Source organism: Streptomyces sp. NPDC058470 (assembly GCF_042721055.1).
GTDB lineage: Bacteria > Actinomycetota > Actinomycetes > Streptomycetales > Streptomycetaceae > Streptomyces.
In genome coordinates this window covers 73,161-93,571 of record NZ_JBHXMF010000025.1, presented here as the reverse complement: position 1 = coordinate 93,571, position 20,411 = coordinate 73,161, and the positions used below count along the sequence as shown (strand labels likewise).

The window sequence follows — 20,411 nt, the reverse complement described above, 5'->3', positions numbered from 1 at the left end:
GGCCGGAACGCCATCCCCCGGGGGCGTAAAGGACCTCTCAGCGCTGCCCGATCCGCTTCAGGAGAGTCCGCAGGGAGTGCGCCGCCTCGGTCACGGCCTGCGCCACCTCCTCCATGCGCGCGTCGTCCATCCTGCTGCGGGGCGCCGAGCAGCTGATCGCGTCACCGCCGTCCGGGGTGACTCCGAGCGCGACGGCCACGCACCGGATGTCCACCGCGTTCTCGCCGTCGTCCACGGCCCAGCCGCGCAGCCGGGTCCGGGCGAGCTGTCCGAGCAGGGCGTCCGGCTCGACGACCGTGTCCGGGGTCAGCCGCTCCAGTGGCCAGTCGAGCCGGCGCTGCACCTCGGCCGGGTCGTACTGGCAGAGCACCGCCTTACCCAGGGCGGTGGCGTGCGCGGGGAGTCTGCGACCGACCGCCGAGTACATCCGCAGGGCGTGCCGGGACTCGCGTTTGGCCAGGTAGACGATGTTCGTGCCGTCGAGTCTGCCGAGGTGGACGGCCTCCCCCGTCTCCTCGGCGAGGGCGTCGAGGACGGGCCCCGCGAGGCTCGTGACGTCGTCGCCCTCCAGGTAGGCGGTGCCGGTCAGCAGTGCCTTGAGACCGAGGCTGTAGCGGGTGCCGGAGGCGTCGACGTCCACCCAGCGGCGCGCCTCCATCGTGCGCAGGATCGCATGCAGGCTGCTCTTGGGCACCGACATGGCGCCGGCCATCTCGGCGAGCGAGAGCCTGGCGCCGTCCTGCCCCAGGAGCTCGAGCACTTCGAGCACCCGAGCGGCGGACTTGACCTCTTCGACCTTGCGCCCGCGCGCTGTCGCTGTCACCGATTCCACTGGCCCTCCGCCTCCCCGCCCCGGCGCCCCTCGGCTGACCGGTCAACACCTCATCGCGGCATGCATCTTGACGCTATATCACAACGACTCTAAGTTCAGTCACTCCAACGCCATTCGGCCTTCTGAACGGTAGACCACCCTAGGTAGGGGCCCATGCGGATACCTGTTGCACGAAAAGCCCGGCTTCTCGCGGCGGCCGTGGCCACGGCGCTCTCGCTCACCTCCCTCACGGCCTGCGGCGGCTCCTCCGGCTCGGGGGACTCGAAGTCGCTGGAGATGTGGACGTTCAAGCAGTCCCATGTGGGCGCGCTGCGGGCTGCCGCCAAGGAGTTCGAGAAGGAGACCGGCATCTCGGTCACCGTCGAGGCCTACACGCCCGACGACGCGTACACGACCAAGATCCAGAGTGCGGCGAAGACCGGTGACCTGCCGGATCTGCTGGAGGTGCACTCCGATGGTGGTGACCGCGTCCTCGGCGCCGCCGGGATCCTGTCGGACATCAGCTCCGACTTCAAGGGCGAGTGGTCCGACCGTATTCAGCCGGCCGTGCAGGACTCCGGGCTCGTCACGGACCTGATCTACCAGAACTCCCTGAACAAGGAGTCCAAGGAGAAGGGCATCGAGAACGGCGCCCGCTACAGCGTGCCCCTCACGATCGGCACCTTCGGCATCGTCTACGCCAACAAGAAGATGCTCGCCGACGCCGGCATCACCAAGGCGCCCGCGAACTGGGCGGAGTTCCTCGACGCGCTCAAGGCGACCAAGGCGCAGGACCCGAAGAACGGCGGCCTCTCACTGGGCCTGAAGGTGCAGGCCACGGGGCTCACCTGGGTACTCCAGCCGCTGGCTTTCGCCCAGTTGGGGCAGCAGGACTACGAGAAGCTGTGGGGCAAGGACGGGGCCACCGACTTCGGCTCCCCCAACGGCGTCAAGGTCCTGTCGATGTACGACCAGATCACCCCGTACTGGATGCCCGGCACCCAGACCCTGACGATCGACCAGGCCGACCAGGCGTTCGCGCAGGGCAAGGCGGCCTTCGCCGTTGGCGGCACGTTCACGCTCGCGTTCCTCAAGCAGAACGGTGTGAACCCCGACGACGTACTCGCCTTCGGGCTGCCCGCTCCCGCGGACGGCGCCGTGCCCGACCGGGGCCTCGGCCCGCTCGCCCTGACGGGCGTCAGCGTGACCTCGACGAGCGAGCAGCCCGACAACGCCAAGAAGTGGATGGAGTTCCTCTCCCAGCAGGACGTCGCCACCCAGTTCGCCAAGGACTCCCTGGACCTGCCCGCCACCGAACTCGGCGCCGACTCCGACAAGGTCCTCGGCCCCACGCTCAGCGCCATGGTCGACAGCTTCGAGGGCACACCCGAGACGACGTACGACCCCAGTCGCGGCGACGAGTTCCGCCCGATCGGGTACGAGCAGGACGACGCGGGCACGATCCTCGCGGATCTGACGCCGCTCAACGAGTCGTCGCCCGAACAGACCGGTCAGAAGCTCAGCGACCTCATCCAGTCGTACTGGAAAGCGGCAGGCCAGTGACCACCGCTCCCCGTCGGACCGTGCCGAAGGCGGTGGGCAGGCGCGGCGGCACCCGCCCGGTGAGAACCGCGGCCCCTCCCCCGCCGTACCGCCGTTGGCGCGGGTACGAGGCCCTGTCCGGGTATCTGTTCGTCGCCCCGGCCGTGGTGCTCTTCGCGGTGATGGGCCTGTACACCGTGGGCTACGGCTTAGCGCTGTCCTTCGCCACCTGGAACGGCTTCTCGCCGAACTGGACCTGGGTCGGCCTCGACAACTACGCCGATCTGCTGTGGCGCGACCCGATCTACGCTCCCCGGGTGCGGCACGCCGCGCTCAACACCTTCTGGGTGATGCTCGCCGCGCCGGCCCTGACGGTCCTGGTGTCGTTTCCACTGGCCGTACTGCTCAACCAGGTCAAGCGGTTCCAGTCCGTGCTGCGGTCCGTGTACTTCCTGCCGTACGTCACCAGCGGCATCGCCGTCTTCTTCGCCTGGCAGTACATCCTGCAACCGGACGGCGCGGTCAACGCCCTGCTCGGCAGCGTCGGCCTGGGTTCGCTGGAGCAGCCGCAGGGCTGGCTCGGCAATCCTTCCACCGCCATGGCGACGATGATCGTTGTGATGGTCTGGGGGCACGTGCCGGTCGCGATGCTCCTGTATCTCACCGGACTTCAGGGCATCGACCGCAGTGTCCTGGAGGCGGCCCAGCTGGACGGCGCGGGGTGGTGGCGCACCAACCTGTCCGTCGTCTGGCCGCTGGTGCGCCCCATCACGGCGATCGTGGTGCTGCTGAACCTGCGCGAGTCCTTGCAGGGCTTCCAGCCCTTCCTGGTCATGACCCTCGGCGGACCGGGTGACCACACGAACGTCCTCGGCCTGGAGGCGTACCGCCTGGCGTTCCTCAAGAACCTCGCGCCCACGCTCGGCCTGGCCAGCGCGCTCGGCTGGCTCCTGTTCGCAGCCGCCCTCGTCCTGGCCCTGATCAACCTTCGAGCGCTGCGGAGCAGGACATGACAGCTATTTCCCTGGCCCGTTCCGGTGCCCGTACACCGGGCGGCGCCCGCAAGGTCGTGGCCCGCGCGGTCGTGGGCGTGCTGCTGGCCGCGTACGGCCTGGTCAGTGTCTATCCGTTCCTGTGGATGGTGTCGGCCGCCTTCAAGGACCAGATCGAGGTCGTACGCGGCGGGCATCTCATCCCCGACAACCCCACGTTCCAGACGCTCGCCGACACCTGGAGCGAGCTGCACTTCTTCGACTTCTTCCTCAACAGCCTGCTGGTGACCGGGTACACCGTGGTCCTCACCCTGGTGGTCTACGCGGCCGCCGGATACGCCTTCGCGGTCCTTCGTTTCCCGGGACGCGGATTCCTGCAGAAGCTCTTCATCTCCCTGCTGTTCGTGCCGGGGATCACGGTGATGCTGCCGATCGTGCTCCTGGAGAACAAGCTGGGCATCCTCGGCACGCACTGGGGGCTCGTCCTGCCGTTCGTCAACGGCGGTGCCCCGCTGTCGATCCTTCTCATGACCGGCGCGTTCCTGGCGGTGCCCGGCGAACTGCGGGACTCGGCCCGGGTGGACGGCGCGAGCGAGCTGCGGATCTTCACCAGGGTGTATCTGCCGCTCACCCAACCCGCCCTGATCACCGTGGCGTTGCTCACCGCCATCCCGACGTGGAACGAGTTCCTGCTCACCCGGGTGTCCCTGAACGATCCGTCGACGTACACGCTTCCCCTCGGTCTGCAGACGCTGTCCGCCGAGAACGTGCCGCACTACAACAACCTGATGGCGGGCGCCCTGATCGTCGTCATCCCGGTGATCCTGCTCTTCCTCAGCCTCCAGCGGTACTTCGTCAACGGGCTGGTCGGGGCGGTGAAGGGCTGATGCGCGTCCTGGTCACCGGGGCCGCGGGCCACATCGGGCAGCACGTCCTGGCCAAGCTGTTCGCGGCCTCGTACGACGTCGTGGCCACCGACCTCGTACCGTTCGAGGCGCCGTCGGCCGAGCGCGTGCACATCGGTGACCTCCAGGATCCCGACCTGGTACGCAAGGCGGTCGACGGGGTGGAGGCGGTCGTCCACCTGGGGGCGATACCGCACCCCAACACGGATGATCCCAGTGCCCTGTTCGCCACCAACTGCCTGACCGCGCATCGCGTCCTGGACGAGGCGGGCCGCGCGGGCGTCCGCCGGATCGTGGCCGCCTCCAGCCTGGCGGCGGTCGGGCTTGCCTGGTCGCCCGTCCCGGTCTCCCCCCTCTATGTGCCGCTGGACGAGGAACACCCCTTGCTCATCCGCGATCCCTACGGCTTGTCGAAGGCCGTCCTTGAGGAGACCGCCCGCAGCACGCACCGCCGCTGGGGCACGGACATCGTCTGTCTGCGCTTCCCGTTCACCGGCAGCGGGGAGCGGCTGCGCGGTCAGCTCGCCAGGGTCGCGGCCGACCCGGGAGCCCACCGGCACGACCTGTGGGGCTGGCTGCACACACGGGACGCGGCGGCCGTGGTGCACCAGGCCCTACGGGCGGACTTCACGGGCTGCCACGTACTCAACGTCGCCGCCGCCGACACCTCCTCGCCTCTTCCCTCGGCGGAGTTGATGGACCGCTACCACCCGGGCGTGCCGACCTTCTCGTCGCTGCCCGGCCGCACCTCCCTGTTCGACACGACGGCCTGCACCGAACTGCTCGGGTTCGTCCCGCGGTACGGCCGGCCCGGCAACCAAGGAGAGTGACATGAACGTTCCCCGGTACCCCGGCTCCCTGTCCCGAAGAGGGTTACTCGCGGGCGGAGCGGCCGTCGGCGCCGCCGCGCTCGCCGCCGGTACGGCACCCACCGCCTCGGCCTCCGCTCGCCCCAGGGGACTCTCCGCGAACGCGCACATCTTCTACTACCCCTGGTACGGATCCCCGAAGGTGAACGGCGAGTGGCGGCACTGGCAGCAGGGCGAGCTCACTCCGCCCGACAACATCAGTGCCAACTACTTCCCGGTGCTCGGCGCCTACGACTCCGGCGACCTGCGCGGGGCGGTCGCCCGGCACATGCGCTGGCTGCGACGGGCAGGCATCGGCGTGCTGGTCAGCAGCTGGTGGGGGCAGGGCAGTTACGAGGACCGGATGGCGCCCGTCGTCCTGGACGCGGCCGCCGCCGAGGGGATCCAGGTCGCCTGGCACATCGAGCCGTACCAGGGCCGGGACGCCGCGTCGGTGGTCGCGGACGTCCGCTATCTGACCGGCCTCTACGGCGATCACCCCGCCTTCCACCGCGCCGAAGCGTACGGCGGCCGGTGCGCGTACTACGTGTTCAACAGCCTGCTCACCGTCGACTGGTCGGCGCTGCACGAGGTCGACGACATCGCCATCGTCATGGCGCAGACCTGGGACCTCTCCCGCATCGGCGACTTCGGCGGCGTCTACACCTACGACGCCATCGCGACCGCCAACCGCCCCGACTGGACCGCGGTCGCCGCGTTCTGCGCCGAGCGCGGCATACCGTGGGCGCCATCGCTCGGCCCCGGCTATCTGGACGACCGGGCGGTCCCCGGCAACACGAGCCCCACCCTGGACCGCGCCGACGGCCGCATCTACGACCTGGAGTGGGAGTACGCGCTGGAGAGCGGCCACGGTGACGCCCCGCCGGACTGGGTGAGCATCACCTCGTTCAACGAGTGGCACGAGGGCACCCAGATCGAACCGGCGACGGCGCGTACGCCGGGCACCCTCGACTACCTCTCCTACGAGGGTGCCTACGGACGGCGGGGCGCACGCGCCGAGACGGCCTATCTGGACCGAACAGCCCAGTGGGTGGCCCGCTTCGAGGCCGCGCTGGCCGCCGGCCGCTGACGCCGGGTCACCGACACGGCGGCAGGGGCCACCCGTTGGAGCGGTGTCACCCGCTGACGGTGATGTTCGTCAGGCCCTTGCCGCCGCTGGAGGTGTTGGAGGGCGCCACGGTGTTCTTGGTAGCGCAGCCGCTGTTGTCGGTGACGTTGATGCCGTAGCCGGGCGCGGAGCCGAGCGTGAACTTGTTGCTGGTGAACTTGTTGCCGCAGCCGTAGGGGTCGTAGACGTTGTGGACCTGGAAACCGTCTGTGTACGGGGTGGACACGGTGTTCGCGTCGATGACGTAGTTGTCACCCTTGACGTCGATCGTGGAGTCGCCGGAGTTCTGGTTCTTCTCGCCGGTTCCGTCGAGGGTGTTGCCGCGGACCGTGCCGCCCTTGGTGCCTTCCTTGATGTCGATGCCTTCGGCGGCGACATTGGGGCCGATCTTGTTGTTGAGGACCTGGACGTAGTCGGAGGCGTCGACGCCGGTGGGGCCGGCGTACTGGTCCCAGTTGCTGTTCGCGGAACCGATGTAGACGCCTTCGCCGTACGAGGGCTGGGTGGTGCCGATGTCGTGGATGTTGGAGTTCTGGATGATCCCGTGGTCGCTGCCCGAGCGGAAGTGGACGGCTTCGTAGCCGATGTCGTGGACGTGCACATCGGTGAGGGTGGCGTACGGGGAGGCGTCCAGCACGATGCCCTTGACGGAGTCGTCGACGGTGATTCCCGTGACCTTCCAGTAGGGCGCGGAGCTGAGCCACAGGCCGTAGCCGTTGCCGCCGTTGGACTTCAGCACCGCCTTGCTGCTTCCGGTCAGCGTGATCGCGGAGGTCGAGGTGCCGTCTGCGGTGGCCTTGAACTGCCCCTCGTACACGCCGTCGGCGAGCTGAATGGTGTCGCCCGCCTTGGCGTCGGCCAGCGCCGCGGTGAGCTGCGCGGCGGTGGAGACACTGACCGTGCGGACGGCGGCGGCAGCCGAGGCGGACCCTGGCAAGGTCGCGAAGGCAAGCCCGCCCACTGCCGCGGCCGCAACCACCGAGAGGGTCAGAAAACGGCGGGTGCGCCGCCTGTGGCTGCCGGTGGGGTGGGGGAACGTATCCGCACGGGACTCTTGCATGGGGACGACTCCGGGGGACGTGGGGGGACTTGGCCAGGGGCGACCGACTCAAGCCGACGATTAGGAAACGTTCCTAACTTCGACCGGGGAACAGAGTGTTTGCCATGGTGAACCCGTGTCAAGGTCCCTGAGAGAGATCTTTGCAACGACTTCAACGCCGTGTATACGGTCGCGGGCACCGCCGAAGGCGCTCTCGGGCACCCGTCGTTCGACTCCGACGGCTCCGCGGGCACCCGGCGTTCGGCTCCGATGGCCTCGCCGACACCCGCCCTTCCACACCGACCGCCCCGCCGACACCCGCCCTTCCACACCGACCGCCCCGCCGACACCCTTCCACTCCGGCGGCCTCTCGGCGGTCGCAGATCAGGGGTGCCGATAGGCATCGACGATCCGGTCGATGACGGCTGCCGTGATGCGCACGTCGCTCGCCGAGAAGCCGCTCAGCGCCTCAGCGAGCCACTGCCCGCCCGTCGTCTCGGTGCGGGCCACCGCTTCTCGGCCATCTTCGGTGGGGGCGACCCGGCGTGCTCGCTGGTCGCCGGGTTCGCGGGTGGTTTCCACGAGGCCCAGTTCTTCCAGACGGCGGACCTCCCTGGTGACGTGCGGGGCTTTCACCATCAGCGCTTCCGCGAGTTCCCGCAGCAGCAAGGGCGACGGTGACGCCGAGAGCACTCGGAGCACGGCGAGCGAGGCGCGGTCGATGGTGACACCCGACTCTCGGCGCAGCCGCGCGTGGGTCTGATTGCCGCTCATGGCGTAGGACAGCGCGGACAGGGCCGTCTGCAGACTGCCCAGCGCCGTGCGGTCGGAGGGTTCGGTGAGTTCCACCCACCGATGATGCAACACGCACCGCTGCGCCCGTGGCCAGAAATATGCCCCCTACATGCAGCTCCCGATTGTCCGCCGCCGAGCGGAGCGCTAGCCTCCGCATGAGTCAACTTACTTACGGTAAGTAATGGCAAAGTCGTTGTGGCGTTCTCCCAGAGGAGTTGAGACATGCAGATCACCGTGGACACCGACAAATGCTGCGCAGCCGGCCAGTGCGTACTGGCGGCCCCCGAGGTCTTCGACCAGCGCGACGAGGACGGGATCGTCGTCGTCCTGGACCACCGGCCGTCGGCCGGGCTGCACGCCGCGGTCCAGGAGGCAGCCCACATCTGTCCTGCGGCGGCGATCACCCTCTCCTGACACCGATCCGACCACGCATACCCCCCACTCCGGAAGGAAAGCGATGACCGAGACCCCCACCGCACCGCCTGCCTACAGCACACCGCGCGCGCCTGGTTGCCCCTTCGACCCTCCCCCCGAGCGCGCCCGGCTGCTCGAGGAGGCGCCGGTGTCCCGCGTCAGCCTGTGGAACGGACAGATCGCCTGGCTGGTGACCCGCCACGCGGACCAGGTCACGTTGCTGCGCGACGAGCGGATCAGTTCGGACATCACACAATCCGGCTTCCCCTTCTCCAGCGCAGGCGCCCAGGCGCAGATCGCCGAGAGCCAGACGTTCATCTCCATGGATGATCCCCAGCACAGCGAGCAGCGGCGCCGGTTCACGGCGGACTTCACCGTCAAGCGCACCGAGTCGCTGCGGCCGCGTATCGGGGAAATCATCACGGAGCTGCTGGACGCCATGGAGAAGGCAGGACCGCCGGTCGATCTGGTCACCGCGTTCGCGCTGCCGCTCCCCTCGCTGGTGATCTGCGAACTGCTAGGCGTCCCGTACGAGGACCACGAGTTCTTCCAGCGCACCAGTGCCGTCCTGGTCAACACCCGGAGCACCCCGCAGGATGCCGTCGCCGCCACGCGGGAACTGCTCGACTACCTGGGCCACCTGGTCGAGGGCAAGGCCGACCGCCCGACCGACGATCTGCTCAGCCGCATGGCCACGCAGTACCTGCGGACCGGTGTCAGCACGCGTGAGGAGTGCGCCAAGCAGGCCTTGCTGTTGCTGGTGGCGGGTCATGAGACGACCGCCAACATGATCGCGCTCGGCACCGCCACGCTCCTCCAGTACCCCGATCAGCTGGCCGCGGTACGCGACGGAAGTCCGGCACGTGTCGCGGGGGCGGTGGAGGAACTGCTGCGGTACCTGACCGTCGTGCACCTGGGACGGCGCCGTGTGGCTCTGGAGGACATCTGGATCGACGGGCAGATCATCCGTGCGGGTGACGGCGTGATCTGCGCCGCCGAGATCGGTAACCGGGATCCTGAGATCTTCGAGGATCCCGACCGCTTGGATGTGGACAGGCCGCAGGCCCGTCGCCATCTCGCCTTCGGTACCGGGACCCACCAGTGCCTCGGCCAGAACCTCGCCCGGATGGAACTGCAACTCGCCTACCCCGCCCTGCTGCGGCGCTTCCCCGGACTGCGCATCGACCGGCCACTGGACGAGGTTCGCTTCCGTACCGACATGGGCGTCTACGGCGTCCACGAACTGCCCGTCGCCTGGTGAACGACCCGGGTGGCGGGGCCCGGAAGCCCCGCCACCCGGTCATGCCAGGCCCTCGGCGCACTGAGTGCGCTAGGGCAACAGGTTGATCTTGAACGTGGACGTCGTGTTCTTCACGTCCAGCGCGTTGTCGCTCAACTTCAGGTTGTGGAAGGTGACTTCACCGACGGCGGGCCCTTGGCCGGCCTCCGGCAACTCATTGGCCCACAGGCCGAACCCGGACTTCGCGTCGTAGGCGTCGCCGCTCTTGTGCGCGCCGGAGATCGTCACGTCCGTGAGGATGGTGTCCTTGATCGGGAACTGAGGCTGTCCTCCCACGTAGTTGGTCTGGAACATGATGCCGCTGTACGTCGGATCGACGATGTCGACGTTGTTGACGCGGATTCCCTGGAAGACCTTCGACGCGGAGAACATCCAGATGCCGGGGAAGGTCTGCGCTCCCCAGAAATGGCCGCCCGCGCGGACGATCGAGATGTTCTCCAGGGTCGTCGGTTCCGTCCCGAAGCCGTTCATCGGGTAACCGAAGTCCAGCGAACTGACGGTGATGCCGGAGTAGACCAGCGTGTCGGCGATGTGGATGTTGCGGAAGGTGTTGTTGAAGCCGCCGTAGACGGCGATACCCGCCGCGCGCCACGTCAGGATCGTCGTGAGGTTCTCGTAGAGGTTGTTCTTCTCGTCGGCCCCGCCGGCGTCGATCGCGGAGAACAGCGCGAAGCTGTCGTCGCCGGTGGCCCGCGCCTCGTTGTTGACGACGTGGTTGTCCGTGCTGCCGTTGGTCATGTTGACACCGTCGGCGAACATGTCGCGGATCCGCGAGTTCTTGATGGTGATGTTGTCGGTGTTGGCGCCCCAGTAGAGGCACACCATGTGTTCGTTCCAGATGTTGTCGATGGTGATGTCGGAGACGCCTGAGAAGTCGAACACCTTGCCCGGACCGTCGATGCGGGAGGTGTAGTTGCCGAAGTACGCGAAGTTCGCGAACGACGACCCCTTCGCGGTCCCGTCGGCTCGGAAGCCGATGTCGGTGTTCTCCTGCGAGGACGGTGCGCGGAAGCGCGTGAACCAGGGCCCGGCGCCGACGACCTTGACCGCCTTGCCGTACACCTGGAACTTGCTCGACGTCTCGTAGTCACCGGCGGGCAGATAGACGCCGACGAGCTTGCCGGTGGTGTCCATGCGCACCTTGTCGAGCGCGTTCTGCACGTCCTGGTGTGCGAATCCGGTCGGCACGACGTACGTCGCCGGGTCCGGGTTGGGGGTCGCCGTAACCTGCTCCAGGCTCACGAAGTCGATCGCGTAGGTGGAGGAGTTCGCGGCGTCCTTCTGGAGCCGGATCTTGCTGCCGGCCGGGACTGTCTGGCCGAGCAACAGGTTCGCCTCGTCGTAGATGTGCCGGGGCGCGCCCGAGCCCGGGGAGTTGCCGGGGCCGGCCTCCGCCCCGTACAGCCAGGCGTACTTGGACGTCAGGTCGATGGCCTTGAGGAACGTGCCGTTGACGTAGACGTTCAGCGTGGAGTTGGTGCCGCCGCCGGACGCGGAGTCCGGGATGGAGAAACGGGTCACCAGGGTGTTGGTGCTGGCCTTGGTGGTCCATTCCACGTAGTTGCCGGTGTTGTTGAGCGTGACGGCCTTGCGGCCCGAGGCCTCGCCGGCGATGTCGCCGACGGTGCGGTTGGGTCCGACCGTCTGGGCGCCGCCGCCCACGGTGCCGTCCTCGGCCTCGTAGTTGTCGAACGGCATGCTGGCGCCGCGGCCGACGAACAGCGACTGGCTGCTGGTGTTGTTGGCGCGCTTGACCTCCAGTTCGTTGGCGTCGGGGTCGATCACCGTCTTCACGGTGAACTTGCCGTTGCCCGCGGTCCAGGTGCCCAGGTTCACCGGGGCGGCGGTGGCGCCTGCCGCGATCGCACCGCTGTAGGCGCCGGTGAGGGTCTTCACCGTCGCGCCGGAGGCGTCGAGCACGGTGAGGGTGATGCCGTGGCTGCCTGTTGCGGTGGCCACCGTGCCCTGGTTCTTCAGGGTGGCGGAGAAGGTGACCGTGTCGCCCTCGCCGGGCGAGCTCGGCGACCAGCTGACGGGGGAGGCCACCAGGTCGGAGCTGGACACCGGCTTGACGACCAGGGCGGTGGGGCTGGTGTAGGAGTTGTTGGCCTCGTTCTGTTCGATGACCTTGTTGTCCGGGTCGGCGATCGCGCTGACCTGGTAGGTGCCGGCCTCGCGAGCGCCGATGTCGGCGGTGACCGTCGCCGAGGCGCCCACTGCGAGCGCGCCGACGGCTGCGGTGCCGACCTTGGTGCCGCCCAGCTGGAACTGGACGTCGGTGGCGGCCGACGCTTCCGTGCCCGCGTTGCGCACGGTCGCCGTCAGCTTCACGGCGTCGGACTCGACCGGACTGGCCGGGGCCGAGGTGATGCCGGTGACCTGGAGGTCCGGGTTCGGGGCGGGTGTGCCAAGGACCTGGAACTCGGCGACCTGTCCGGCGGGTGCCCCCGAGTTGGCGGTGAACACGAGCTGGACGTCCGCGATGCGGCCCGTGACAGCGATCCGCACCGTGTTGGCGCTCGTCGGGTTGAACGTGTAGTCCTGCGCGGCGACCAGGCTGGTGAACGCGGTGGCGTTCTGCTCCCGGCCGAGCACCTGGATCCGCTGGGTCCGCGTGGCCCAGGCGGCGTCCGGACTCAGCTTCAGGACAACGGTGTTGACGTCGGCGTTGGCGCCGAGCTTCACCGTCAGGCTGTTCGGGTAGCCCGCACCGCCCTCCCAGTACGTGCTGGTCTTGTCGTCGTTGGCGTTCGTCGCGACGAACGTGTAGACGGAGGACGACGCCGTGATGGCCTTGCCCACGGCGAGGTTCGCGTCATCGGTCGTGGAGCCGTTACGGGTGACGGTGTTGCTGTTGGCGGACTGGTTGCCCGCCGCGTCCTTCGCCCGCACGTAGTACGTCACCGTGGCCGACGCGGTCTGGGTGTCCGTGTAGGTCAAGACGGTGCCGGCGACACTCTGGCGCAGCGTGCCGTTGGCGTAGACGTCGTAGCCGGTGACCGCCACGTTGTCGGTGGACGCCTGCCAGGTGAGCTTGACCTGACCGCTGGTGGCCTCCGTGAAGGCCAGGCCGGCGGGTGCGGTCGGGGCCTGCACGTCGCCCGAATCTCCCGTGCGGGTCACCGTGTTGCTGTTGGCGGACTGGTTGCCCGCCGCGTCCTTGGCCCGCACGTAGTAGGCGACGGTCGCCGAGGCGGGCTGGGTGTCGGTATACGTCGTGGCGGCACCGTCCACCGAGGCGCGCAGCACGCCGTTGGCGTAGATGTCGTAGCCGGTGACGCCGACGTTGTCGGTGGCGGCCGTCCACGTCAACCTGATTTGCCCGGTGGCGGGTTGGGTGTAGGCCAGCGCGGTGGGCGCTGTGGGTGCCTGGGTGTCACCGGTGGTCGGCCCATAGACCTCCAACTCCGCGAGCTGGCCCGCGGGTTGACCCGTGTTGGCCGTGACGAGGACTCGGACGTAGCGCGTGGTGGTGGCGTTGAAGCTCAGGGTCTGCGACTGGTCGTTCGTCGCGTTGAAGGCGAGTGCCTGCGAGGCGGTGAGGTCGCTGAAGTCCGAACCGGTGGTGCTGCCCTGGAGCTTGAGGGTCTGGGTGCGCGCACCCCAGTTGGTCGGCAGCCGCAGCGTCACGCGGTCGACGCGTACGGATGCGCCGAGGTCGACCTGGACCCACTGCGGAAGAGCGTTGTTGCTGCTCTCCCAGTAGCTGGCCCGGTTGCCGTCGCCCGCGTTCGCCGCGATGTACGTCTGTGTCGAACTGCTCGCGGTGAACTGCTTGCCGGCGGCCAGGTTCCCGGAGGAGTCGGTCGCACCGTGGACCTCGAGTTCGGAGAGCTGCGCGGCCGCCCATCCGGTGTTCGCGGTGATGTTGACGCGCACGAAGCGGGTCTGGGTGGCCGGGAACGAGATGGTCACCGTGTTCGCGGCGCCCGGCGTGAAGGCGTACGACGCCGAGGTCTTGATGGTCTCGAAACTGGTGCCGTCAGCGCTGCCCTGCACGGCGAGCGTCTGGTTGCGGCTCTCCCAGGAACCGGGGAGCTTCAGGACCACCTCGTCCACGCGGACGCTGGTGCCGAGGTCGGTCTGGGCCCACTGGGGGAAGCTCGATCCCGAACTCTCCCAGTACGTGGCGGCGTTGCCGTCCGTGAGGTTGGCGGCTCCGTAGCCGGAATTGGAGCTGCTCGCGGTGGCGGTCTTGCCTGCGGCGAGGTTGGGTCCGCCGGCCGCGGTCGCGGTCGTGGTCAGCGCCGGGAGCCCTATGAGGGCCAGCGCGGTGGTCAGCAGAGCGGCCAGCAGGCGGCCTCTCCAACGATGTCTGTTCATGGTTCCCCTGCCCTTGAGCGGTGTCGTCACGGGGGACGCGGAAGACTCACAAGAGAGCGAGAATCGAGTTTTTGCGTTCAGTTATTGCAGATTTGCATGGTGATGTTGTTGAGTCCACAGTCTGTGCAGAGATAGTTGCTCACTGCTGTTGAGAAGGGCACAGCAGAACCGCGACAGACCGTGTCTGTCGCGGCAGTTGCTGCTTGTCGGCGTGGCCGCCGACCTCGATCGAAGGCGGCGCTAGACCTGGGCCGCCCGCTCGTCCGAGGGCCGGTCGGGGCCGTGATCCTCGAACTCGTGCTGGAGACGGTCCCCCTCGATGTCGAGGTCGGGGATGTAGGAGGCGAACCACTTCGGGTGGTACCAGATCTTCGCGCCGACGATCGCCATGACGGCGGGCACCAGGGTGAGCCGGACCACGAACGCGTCGAGGAGCACACCGACGGCGAAGCTGAAGCCGATGGCCTTGATGGTCGGGTCGTCGGTGAACATGAAGGCCACGAAGATGCTGAACATGATCAGTGCGGCAGCGGTCACCACGCGCGCCGACTGCCCGGTGCCGCGTTCCACGGCCTTGACGGCCTCACCGTTCTTGGTGAAGTCCTCCTTGATCCGGGAGACGACGAACACCTCGTAGTCGCTGGAGAGTCCGAAGATGATCGCGAGCATCAGCAGGGGCAGGAAGCTGATGGTCTGGCTCGGTGTGATGCCGAACAGGTGCTCTCCCCAGCCCCATTGGAACATCGCGACCTGCGCGCCGAACGCCGCGGCCACCGACAGCAGGAACCCGATGATCGACTTGATCGGCACGAGAATCGTGCGAAAGGCCAGCGTCAGCAGAAGGAACGCCAGGCCGACCACGACGACCAGGAACACCGGGAGCGCGGCGGAGAGTTTGCTCGACACGTCGATGTTGGAGGCGGTGGTGCCGCCGACCAGGATCTGGGCCCCGGAGTCGCCCGCGACCGCGGCCCGGTCGTCCCGGATCCCGTTCACGAGATCGGTGGTGGCGTCGTCGTTGGGACCGGTGCTCGGGGTCACCCGGATGACGGCGACGCCGTTGTTCACCGCCATCGGCGCGGCGGCCACGACGCCGGGGACCTTGGCCAGCCGGTCGGTGATCGGGGTCGCCGCCGAGTCGCCGGAAACACCGTCGGCGACCACCAGGAGCGGGCCGTTGAAGCCCGCACCGAAGTTGGCCGTGGTCAGGTCGTAGGCCTTGCGCGCGGTGTCGCTCTTCGGCTTCGACGATGCGCCGGGCAGCCCCAGGTCCATCCTGGTGACGGGCAGCGCGAGCACCACGAGGAAGGCGACCCCGCCGATGAGCAGCGGCACCCGCCAACGCACCACGAACCGTGCCCAGCCGGCCCCGAAGGTGCTTGCCGGTTCGTTGGCCGCGATCTGGGCGACGTTCTCGTGGTGGTCCGGGCGCAGTGGCGTACGGATGAAACTCGCCACCTTGTTCCCGGCGAAGCCCAGCATGGCGGGCATCAGCGTCAGGGCGATGAGCAGGGCGATCAGTACGGCCCCCGCGGCGGCGAACCCCATCACGGTGAGGAACGGGATGCCGACCACGGCGAGCCCGCAGAGCGCGATCATCACGGTGAGCGCGGCGAAGACGACCGAGCTGCCCGAGGTGCCGGCGGCCAGGGCGACCGAGTCCTCGATGCTCATGCCGGTGAGCAGGTTGTTCCGGTGCCGGGCCAGGATGAACAGGCCGTAGTCGATGCCGCAGGACAGTCCGAGCATCGTGGCCACGGTCGTCGAGGTCGAGGCGATCGTCATGACCGAGGCCAGGGCGGACACGCTCATCAGGGTGACGACCAGGCCGATAATGGCGGTGAGGATCGGCAGCCCGGCGGCCACGAAGGCTCCGAACGTGATCGTCAGGATCACGAAGGCGACCAGCAGGCCGATGAGTTCGGGCAGTTCCGAGATCGTCTGGTTCCAGCCCGGGTAGACACTTCCGGAGTACTCGACGTCCACGCCCGCATTCCGCGCCGGGACCACGGCGGCCTTGACCGCGTCCAGGGTCGATCCCTTCACGTCGGTCGGCTGGGCGTCGTACTGCACCGAGCCGAGGGCGACATTGCCGTTCTTGGAGATCGCCTTCGAGGCGAAGGGGTCAGTGACCAGGCCTACTTGCGGCACCTTCTTCAGCCCCTCGATCGAGGCCTCGATGCCTGCTTTGTAGGAGGGGTCGGTGACCTTGGTGTCCCCGTGGGTCGCGAACACGATCTGCGTCTGGCCACCGCTCAGCGCGGGCAGCTTCTCCTTGAGGAGGTTGGTGGCGCGCTGCGACTCGGTCCCGGGGACCGTGAAGGTGTTGTCGGTCTTGCCTCCGCCGACGACCGAGAGGGTGATCGCGGTCCCGGCCGCCAGGATCCACAGGGCGAGGACGAGTCGGCGACGCCGGAACGCCCATCGGGCCAGGCGGAACAGATAGACGGACACGCTTGCTCCCGGACGTGAAGGACCGGTCTCCGCCGAGGGGCGAAGGGCTCGGCCGTTGCGCGCAGTGAGTCCCGCTGATGGGCGGAGAGCCCGGATCCGCGCTCTCCGCCCACTGTCGACTCACCCTCGGCCCACCGCGAGGAGAGGAGTCCATCCGGGGGAACGTCAGCCCAGCGCCACGGGAGTCCTGTCGCTCTCGCTCTCCGGGGCCGATTCGAGCCGGGCCCTGTTCTTGCGGCCGGGCAGCAGCGCGAGGACGATCAGCGTGCCGGCGCCCATGATGACGGCGGCGACGATGCTCGTGGTGGCCAGGGCGTCGGAGAACGCGCTGTCGGCCGCCGAGACGAGGGCCTGTGCCTGGGCGGGACCCGCCGCCGGACTCTGGGCGATCTGTTCGGCGACGGCGAGCGCCCCGCCGATGGAGTCACGCGCGACATCGAGCGCCTCGGGGGGCAGCGCCTTGCCCACGGAGTCCGTCAGATTGTCGCGGTACGAGGTCGCCAGCAGGGAGCCGAGGATCGCGATGCCGAGCGAGCCGCCGAGTTCGAGCGCGGTGTCGTTGACGCCGCCGCCCACTCCCAGTTCGTTCTCCGGGAAGGCGCCCATGATCGTGTCGGTGCAGGGCGAGACGCTGAGCCCGACGGCGAACCCGAGCAGGATGAACGGGGCGAGGAAGCTGCTGTACGTGGAGCCCGAGTCGACCTGCGTCAGCAGGAGGACCGCGAGGGTGCCGATGGACATGCCCGTGACGACCATCGTCCGCAGACCGAGCCGCGGTGTGAGACGCCCGGTCACCACGGCACCGACGCAGACGCCCCCGGCGAGCGGCAGCATCCGGAAACCGGTTTCGAGGGGGCTGTAGCCCAGGACGAACTGCAGGTGCTGGGTGATGTAGTAGATGGCGCCGAAGGTGCCGAGGAAGAACAGCAGGACCGCGATCGTCGAACCGCTGAACGTCCGGTCACGGAACTTGCGCACATCGAGCACGGGGTGCGGGTGGCGGAGTTCCCAGAGGACGAAGGCGAGAAGGCCGAGGACCGCGACAACAGCGGCGGCGATGGGACCGGCGGTCCATCCGAAGTGCGGCCCCTCGATGATCGAGTAGACCAGCGCACCGATGGCGACGATCGACAGCAGACCGCCGACCAGGTCGATCCTGCCCATGCCCTGCGCGCGGGATGGCGGAACCAGCAGGAAGGTCCCCACGATTCCGGCGAGCGCGATCGGCACGTTGATGAGGAAGGTCGAGCCCCAGGCGTGGTCCTCAAGGAGCCAGCCCGCGATGAGCGGGCCGAAGGCGACACCGAGTCCCGAGGTGGCGGTCCAGGCGGTGATCGCCCGCGCACGTTCGCTGCGGGGGAAGGTCGCCACCAGCAGGGAGAGCGTCGCCGGCATGATCATCGCGGCGCCCACTCCCATCACGGCCCGGGCCACTATGACGGCGCCCGCGGAGTCCACCAGGCTGCCCGCCACGGAGCCGCCCGCGAAGACGGCGAGGCCGAGCACGAGCGCGCCGCGACGGCTGTACTTGTCTCCCACCGCGCCCAGCAGCAGCATCAGTGCCGCATAGGGAACGGTGTATGCGTCGATGACCCACTGCAGCTCACTGCTGTCCAGGCCGAGGTCACGGGTCATGTCCGGTGCGGCCACGATCAGCGCGGTGTTCGCCATCACGATGATCAACAGGCTCAGGCACAGGACCAGCAGCGCCCACCACCGCTTCGAGTAGGGACCGTTCATGCGGTCGACAGGGGTCGACACAAAGAGACGCATGCCAGCTTCCTTCGTGGATCAAAAGCACTTACTTGCTCAGTCACGTGCAGACTAGCTTCTTGCTCATCGCCGTGCAAATATGGAGACAGGTTCCGGCGGCGCGCCACGTACAGGGCATGACCGCGCATCCGGAACGCGCGCCCGTGGGGACGGGCACGCACCGGGATCCGAAGCCTGGCGAGGCTGCAGGGCACCGGAGTCGCATCGGCCTCACCGGCCGGGCGGCGCGAAAGCCGTGACCCGGCGGCACCCACTCCGCCGCCGGGCCGCGGCCGACCTCCACCAGCCACACCATCTATTTGCACATATACGAGCAGCGAGCTAAGTTGCCCAGCCACTGGCAAGTACGTGCGCTACAACGCAGGGGGACGCCACCGATGCCCAGCACAGACCCGACCGGCCGCCCCCGTCAGTTCTGGCGACGGCGCCGCGTCCTCGTCCCGGCGCTCGCGGCCATCCCGCTGCTGACCGTCGGCGCCGATTTCACGGCACTCAAGTTCACGGAGTGGCAGACCGCCCAGGCCTTCGACGACGCGACCGGCGCCACGTCACAGGTCGAGATACAAGGCCGCCCCGTCATCCCTCAGCTGGCCCGCGGCACTCTCGACCGCGTCGACATCTCCGCGAAGGACATCCCGGCGGACTCGGCGAACCCGATCGCCGTGGCGGAGCTGGACGTCCACATGACGCACCTCAAGCGGAACTCGGACGCGGACACCGCTCAGGCCGGCTCCACCACAGCGACGGCACTCGTCACCTACCGCGACATTTCCGACGCGCTGGGCATCGAGGTGAAAGCGGGTGCCACGCCCGGGCGGGTCGCCGCGACCGTGGACGCGCCGCTGGTGGGGCAGTTCGAGGTCAGCGCAAGGGTCGCCAAGGGAGGACCCACCAGCATCGCCTTCGAGGATCTGACCATCGATTCGGATCAACTGCCCGACTCTGCACGGAAGTTGATCAATGACATCTTCGCCAGGCCGATCCCTCTGCAGAACATCCCGCGCGGACTTGCCCTGGACAGCCTCTCCACGAACTCGTCGGGTCTCACCGCGAGACTGTCGGGCCGCGACGTCACCTTCAGGATGGACGGCTCGTCGGAGAGCGACACCTGACGGCCGGGGACAGCCGGCCAGGTGAGCCCTGAGGGTCGGGGACGACCAGGCAGGTGAGCCCTGAGGGTCGGGACGGCCGGGCTGACGACCTCTCCCGGCCGGGGGCGACTGGGCACGCGACCTCCGGCGTCAGGAGGCGGCGGGAGGCGGATTGCCCGATTGCCCAGTGATGCGCAGAATTGCGAGTGATTGATCATGTGCCTGCGGAATCCGTCCGCCCGGGCACGCACCGACCATAAAGGTTCCGCCATGGCCACGACCGCCGCTCCCGAACCCAGCCGACGCAACGCCCGCGCCAACCGCGAGCGCATCCTGGCCGTCGCGCGGCAGGAGCTGGGCAAGAACCCGGACGCCACGATCGAGGAGATCGCGCAGGCCACCGGCGTGGTGCGGCGCACCGTGTTCGGGCACTTCCCGGGACGCCTCGCGCTCCTGGAGGCGGTGGCGGAAGAGGCGTCGCAGTCGGTGCGCGAGGCGGTCGAGCGAGCGGACACGCCGAGCGAGCCGCCCGAACGTGCCCTGGCCAGATTCGTCCTGGCGATCTGGACGGTCGGCGACCGCTATCGGATGCTGATCGGGCTGGCGCGACGCGACCTGGGCGCGGAACGCGTGTCCGAGGTACTGGCCCCCGCCCGTGAGGCGGTCACCGCCATCCTGGAACGCGGCCAGTCCTACGGCGCATTCCACACCAACGTCCCGCCGCCCGTGCTGAGTTCGGCCTTGGAGGCGCTGTGCCTGGCGCTGCTGGAGAGCGTCAACTCCGGTGCCTGGCAGGACGACGGCACGGCGACGGCGATCGCGGCGCTGACCGCGGCTGGCGTACCGGCCGGGCGCGCGGAGGCCGAACTGCGCGAGCTCTCGGCCCTGTTGGCCTCCCGCAGGACCGAGACGGCGGTCGCATCGTCCGCCACGGAGGCGGGCTGACGGCCCCTCCTCCACGTTCCGGCAAGGACGGCGGTGAAAGACGCGGCATA

General features: G+C 68.6%; 15 protein-coding genes. 9 read left to right on the top strand and 6 right to left on the bottom strand.

What is annotated here, in order from left to right:
- Positions 1-37: 37 nt before the first annotated feature.
- Positions 38-823 carry an IclR family transcriptional regulator gene (locus ACFWP7_RS19990; RefSeq protein ID WP_384382866.1) on the bottom strand — a complete coding sequence of 262 codons (786 nt, stop codon included), beginning with the start codon at positions 821-823 and terminating at the stop codon, positions 38-40.
- Positions 824-985: 162 nt separating this feature from the next.
- On the opposite strand from ACFWP7_RS19990, the gene ACFWP7_RS19985 reads away from it, so the two are divergent.
- The 5 genes from ACFWP7_RS19985 to ACFWP7_RS19965 are packed head-to-tail and all read left to right on the top strand — an operon-like array spanning position 986 to position 6,188.
- Complete coding sequence (locus ACFWP7_RS19985) at positions 986-2,374, top strand: ABC transporter substrate-binding protein (RefSeq protein ID WP_384382865.1); 1,389 nt, start codon at positions 986-988, stop codon at positions 2,372-2,374.
- On the top strand, positions 2,371-3,366 hold the full coding sequence (locus ACFWP7_RS19980) for a carbohydrate ABC transporter permease (RefSeq protein ID WP_384382864.1): 996 nt from the start codon (positions 2,371-2,373) through the stop codon (positions 3,364-3,366). Before ACFWP7_RS19985 ends, ACFWP7_RS19980 begins: the two co-directional genes overlap by 4 nt.
- Positions 3,363-4,232 (top strand): carbohydrate ABC transporter permease, encoded by an 870-nt coding sequence (locus ACFWP7_RS19975; protein WP_384382863.1) that lies wholly within the window; start codon positions 3,363-3,365, stop codon positions 4,230-4,232. Before ACFWP7_RS19980 ends, ACFWP7_RS19975 begins: the two co-directional genes overlap by 4 nt.
- Complete coding sequence (locus tag ACFWP7_RS19970) at positions 4,232-5,080, top strand: NAD-dependent epimerase/dehydratase family protein (RefSeq protein WP_384382862.1); 849 nt, start codon at positions 4,232-4,234, stop codon at positions 5,078-5,080. The genes ACFWP7_RS19975 and ACFWP7_RS19970 overlap by 1 nt, the downstream gene beginning before the upstream one ends.
- Position 5,081: 1 nt before the next feature.
- Positions 5,082-6,188 carry a glycoside hydrolase family 99 protein gene (locus tag ACFWP7_RS19965; protein WP_384382861.1) on the top strand — a complete coding sequence of 369 codons (1,107 nt, stop codon included), beginning with the start codon at positions 5,082-5,084 and terminating at the stop codon, positions 6,186-6,188.
- Positions 6,189-6,234: 46 nt separating this feature from the next.
- Here ACFWP7_RS19965 and ACFWP7_RS19960 read toward each other — a convergent pair whose 3' ends face one another.
- Positions 6,235-7,287: a right-handed parallel beta-helix repeat-containing protein gene (locus tag ACFWP7_RS19960; protein WP_384382860.1), complete on the bottom strand. Its 1,053-nt coding sequence runs from the start codon at positions 7,285-7,287 to the stop codon at positions 6,235-6,237.
- Between the two features lie 363 nt (positions 7,288-7,650).
- Complete coding sequence (locus ACFWP7_RS19955) at positions 7,651-8,115, bottom strand: MarR family winged helix-turn-helix transcriptional regulator (protein WP_384382859.1); 465 nt, start codon at positions 8,113-8,115, stop codon at positions 7,651-7,653.
- Positions 8,116-8,283: 168 nt separating this feature from the next.
- Here ACFWP7_RS19955 and ACFWP7_RS19950 point away from each other — a divergent pair, with 168 nt between their 5' ends.
- On the top strand, positions 8,284-8,475 hold the full coding sequence (locus ACFWP7_RS19950) for a ferredoxin (RefSeq protein WP_384382858.1): 192 nt from the start codon (positions 8,284-8,286) through the stop codon (positions 8,473-8,475).
- Positions 8,476-8,518: 43 nt separating this feature from the next.
- The gene (locus ACFWP7_RS19945) at positions 8,519-9,736 is read left to right on the top strand and encodes a cytochrome P450 (RefSeq protein WP_384382857.1); all 1,218 of its coding nucleotides are present in this window, start codon (positions 8,519-8,521) and stop codon (positions 9,734-9,736) included.
- A 69-nt stretch (positions 9,737-9,805) separates the two neighbouring features.
- Here the strand turns inward: ACFWP7_RS19945 and ACFWP7_RS19940 are convergent, their stop codons facing one another.
- From ACFWP7_RS19940 to ACFWP7_RS19930, 3 genes are all read right to left on the bottom strand, one after another.
- Positions 9,806-14,098 carry a discoidin domain-containing protein gene (locus tag ACFWP7_RS19940; protein ID WP_384382856.1) on the bottom strand — a complete coding sequence of 1,431 codons (4,293 nt, stop codon included), beginning with the start codon at positions 14,096-14,098 and terminating at the stop codon, positions 9,806-9,808.
- A gap of 240 nt (positions 14,099-14,338) precedes the next feature.
- Positions 14,339-16,552 (bottom strand): MMPL family transporter, encoded by a 2,214-nt coding sequence (locus tag ACFWP7_RS19935; protein ID WP_384382855.1) that lies wholly within the window; start codon positions 16,550-16,552, stop codon positions 14,339-14,341.
- Positions 16,553-16,717: 165 nt separating this feature from the next.
- Positions 16,718-18,325: an MFS transporter gene (locus tag ACFWP7_RS19930; RefSeq protein WP_384382854.1), complete on the bottom strand. Its 1,608-nt coding sequence runs from the start codon at positions 18,323-18,325 to the stop codon at positions 16,718-16,720.
- Positions 18,326-18,702: 377 nt separating this feature from the next.
- Here ACFWP7_RS19930 and ACFWP7_RS19925 point away from each other — a divergent pair, with 377 nt between their 5' ends.
- On the top strand, positions 18,703-19,437 hold the full coding sequence (locus ACFWP7_RS19925) for a DUF2993 domain-containing protein (RefSeq protein WP_384382853.1): 735 nt from the start codon (positions 18,703-18,705) through the stop codon (positions 19,435-19,437).
- A 249-nt stretch (positions 19,438-19,686) separates the two neighbouring features.
- Positions 19,687-20,361 carry a TetR/AcrR family transcriptional regulator gene (locus ACFWP7_RS19920; RefSeq protein WP_384382852.1) on the top strand — a complete coding sequence of 225 codons (675 nt, stop codon included), beginning with the start codon at positions 19,687-19,689 and terminating at the stop codon, positions 20,359-20,361.
- Positions 20,362-20,411 lie beyond the last annotated feature (50 nt).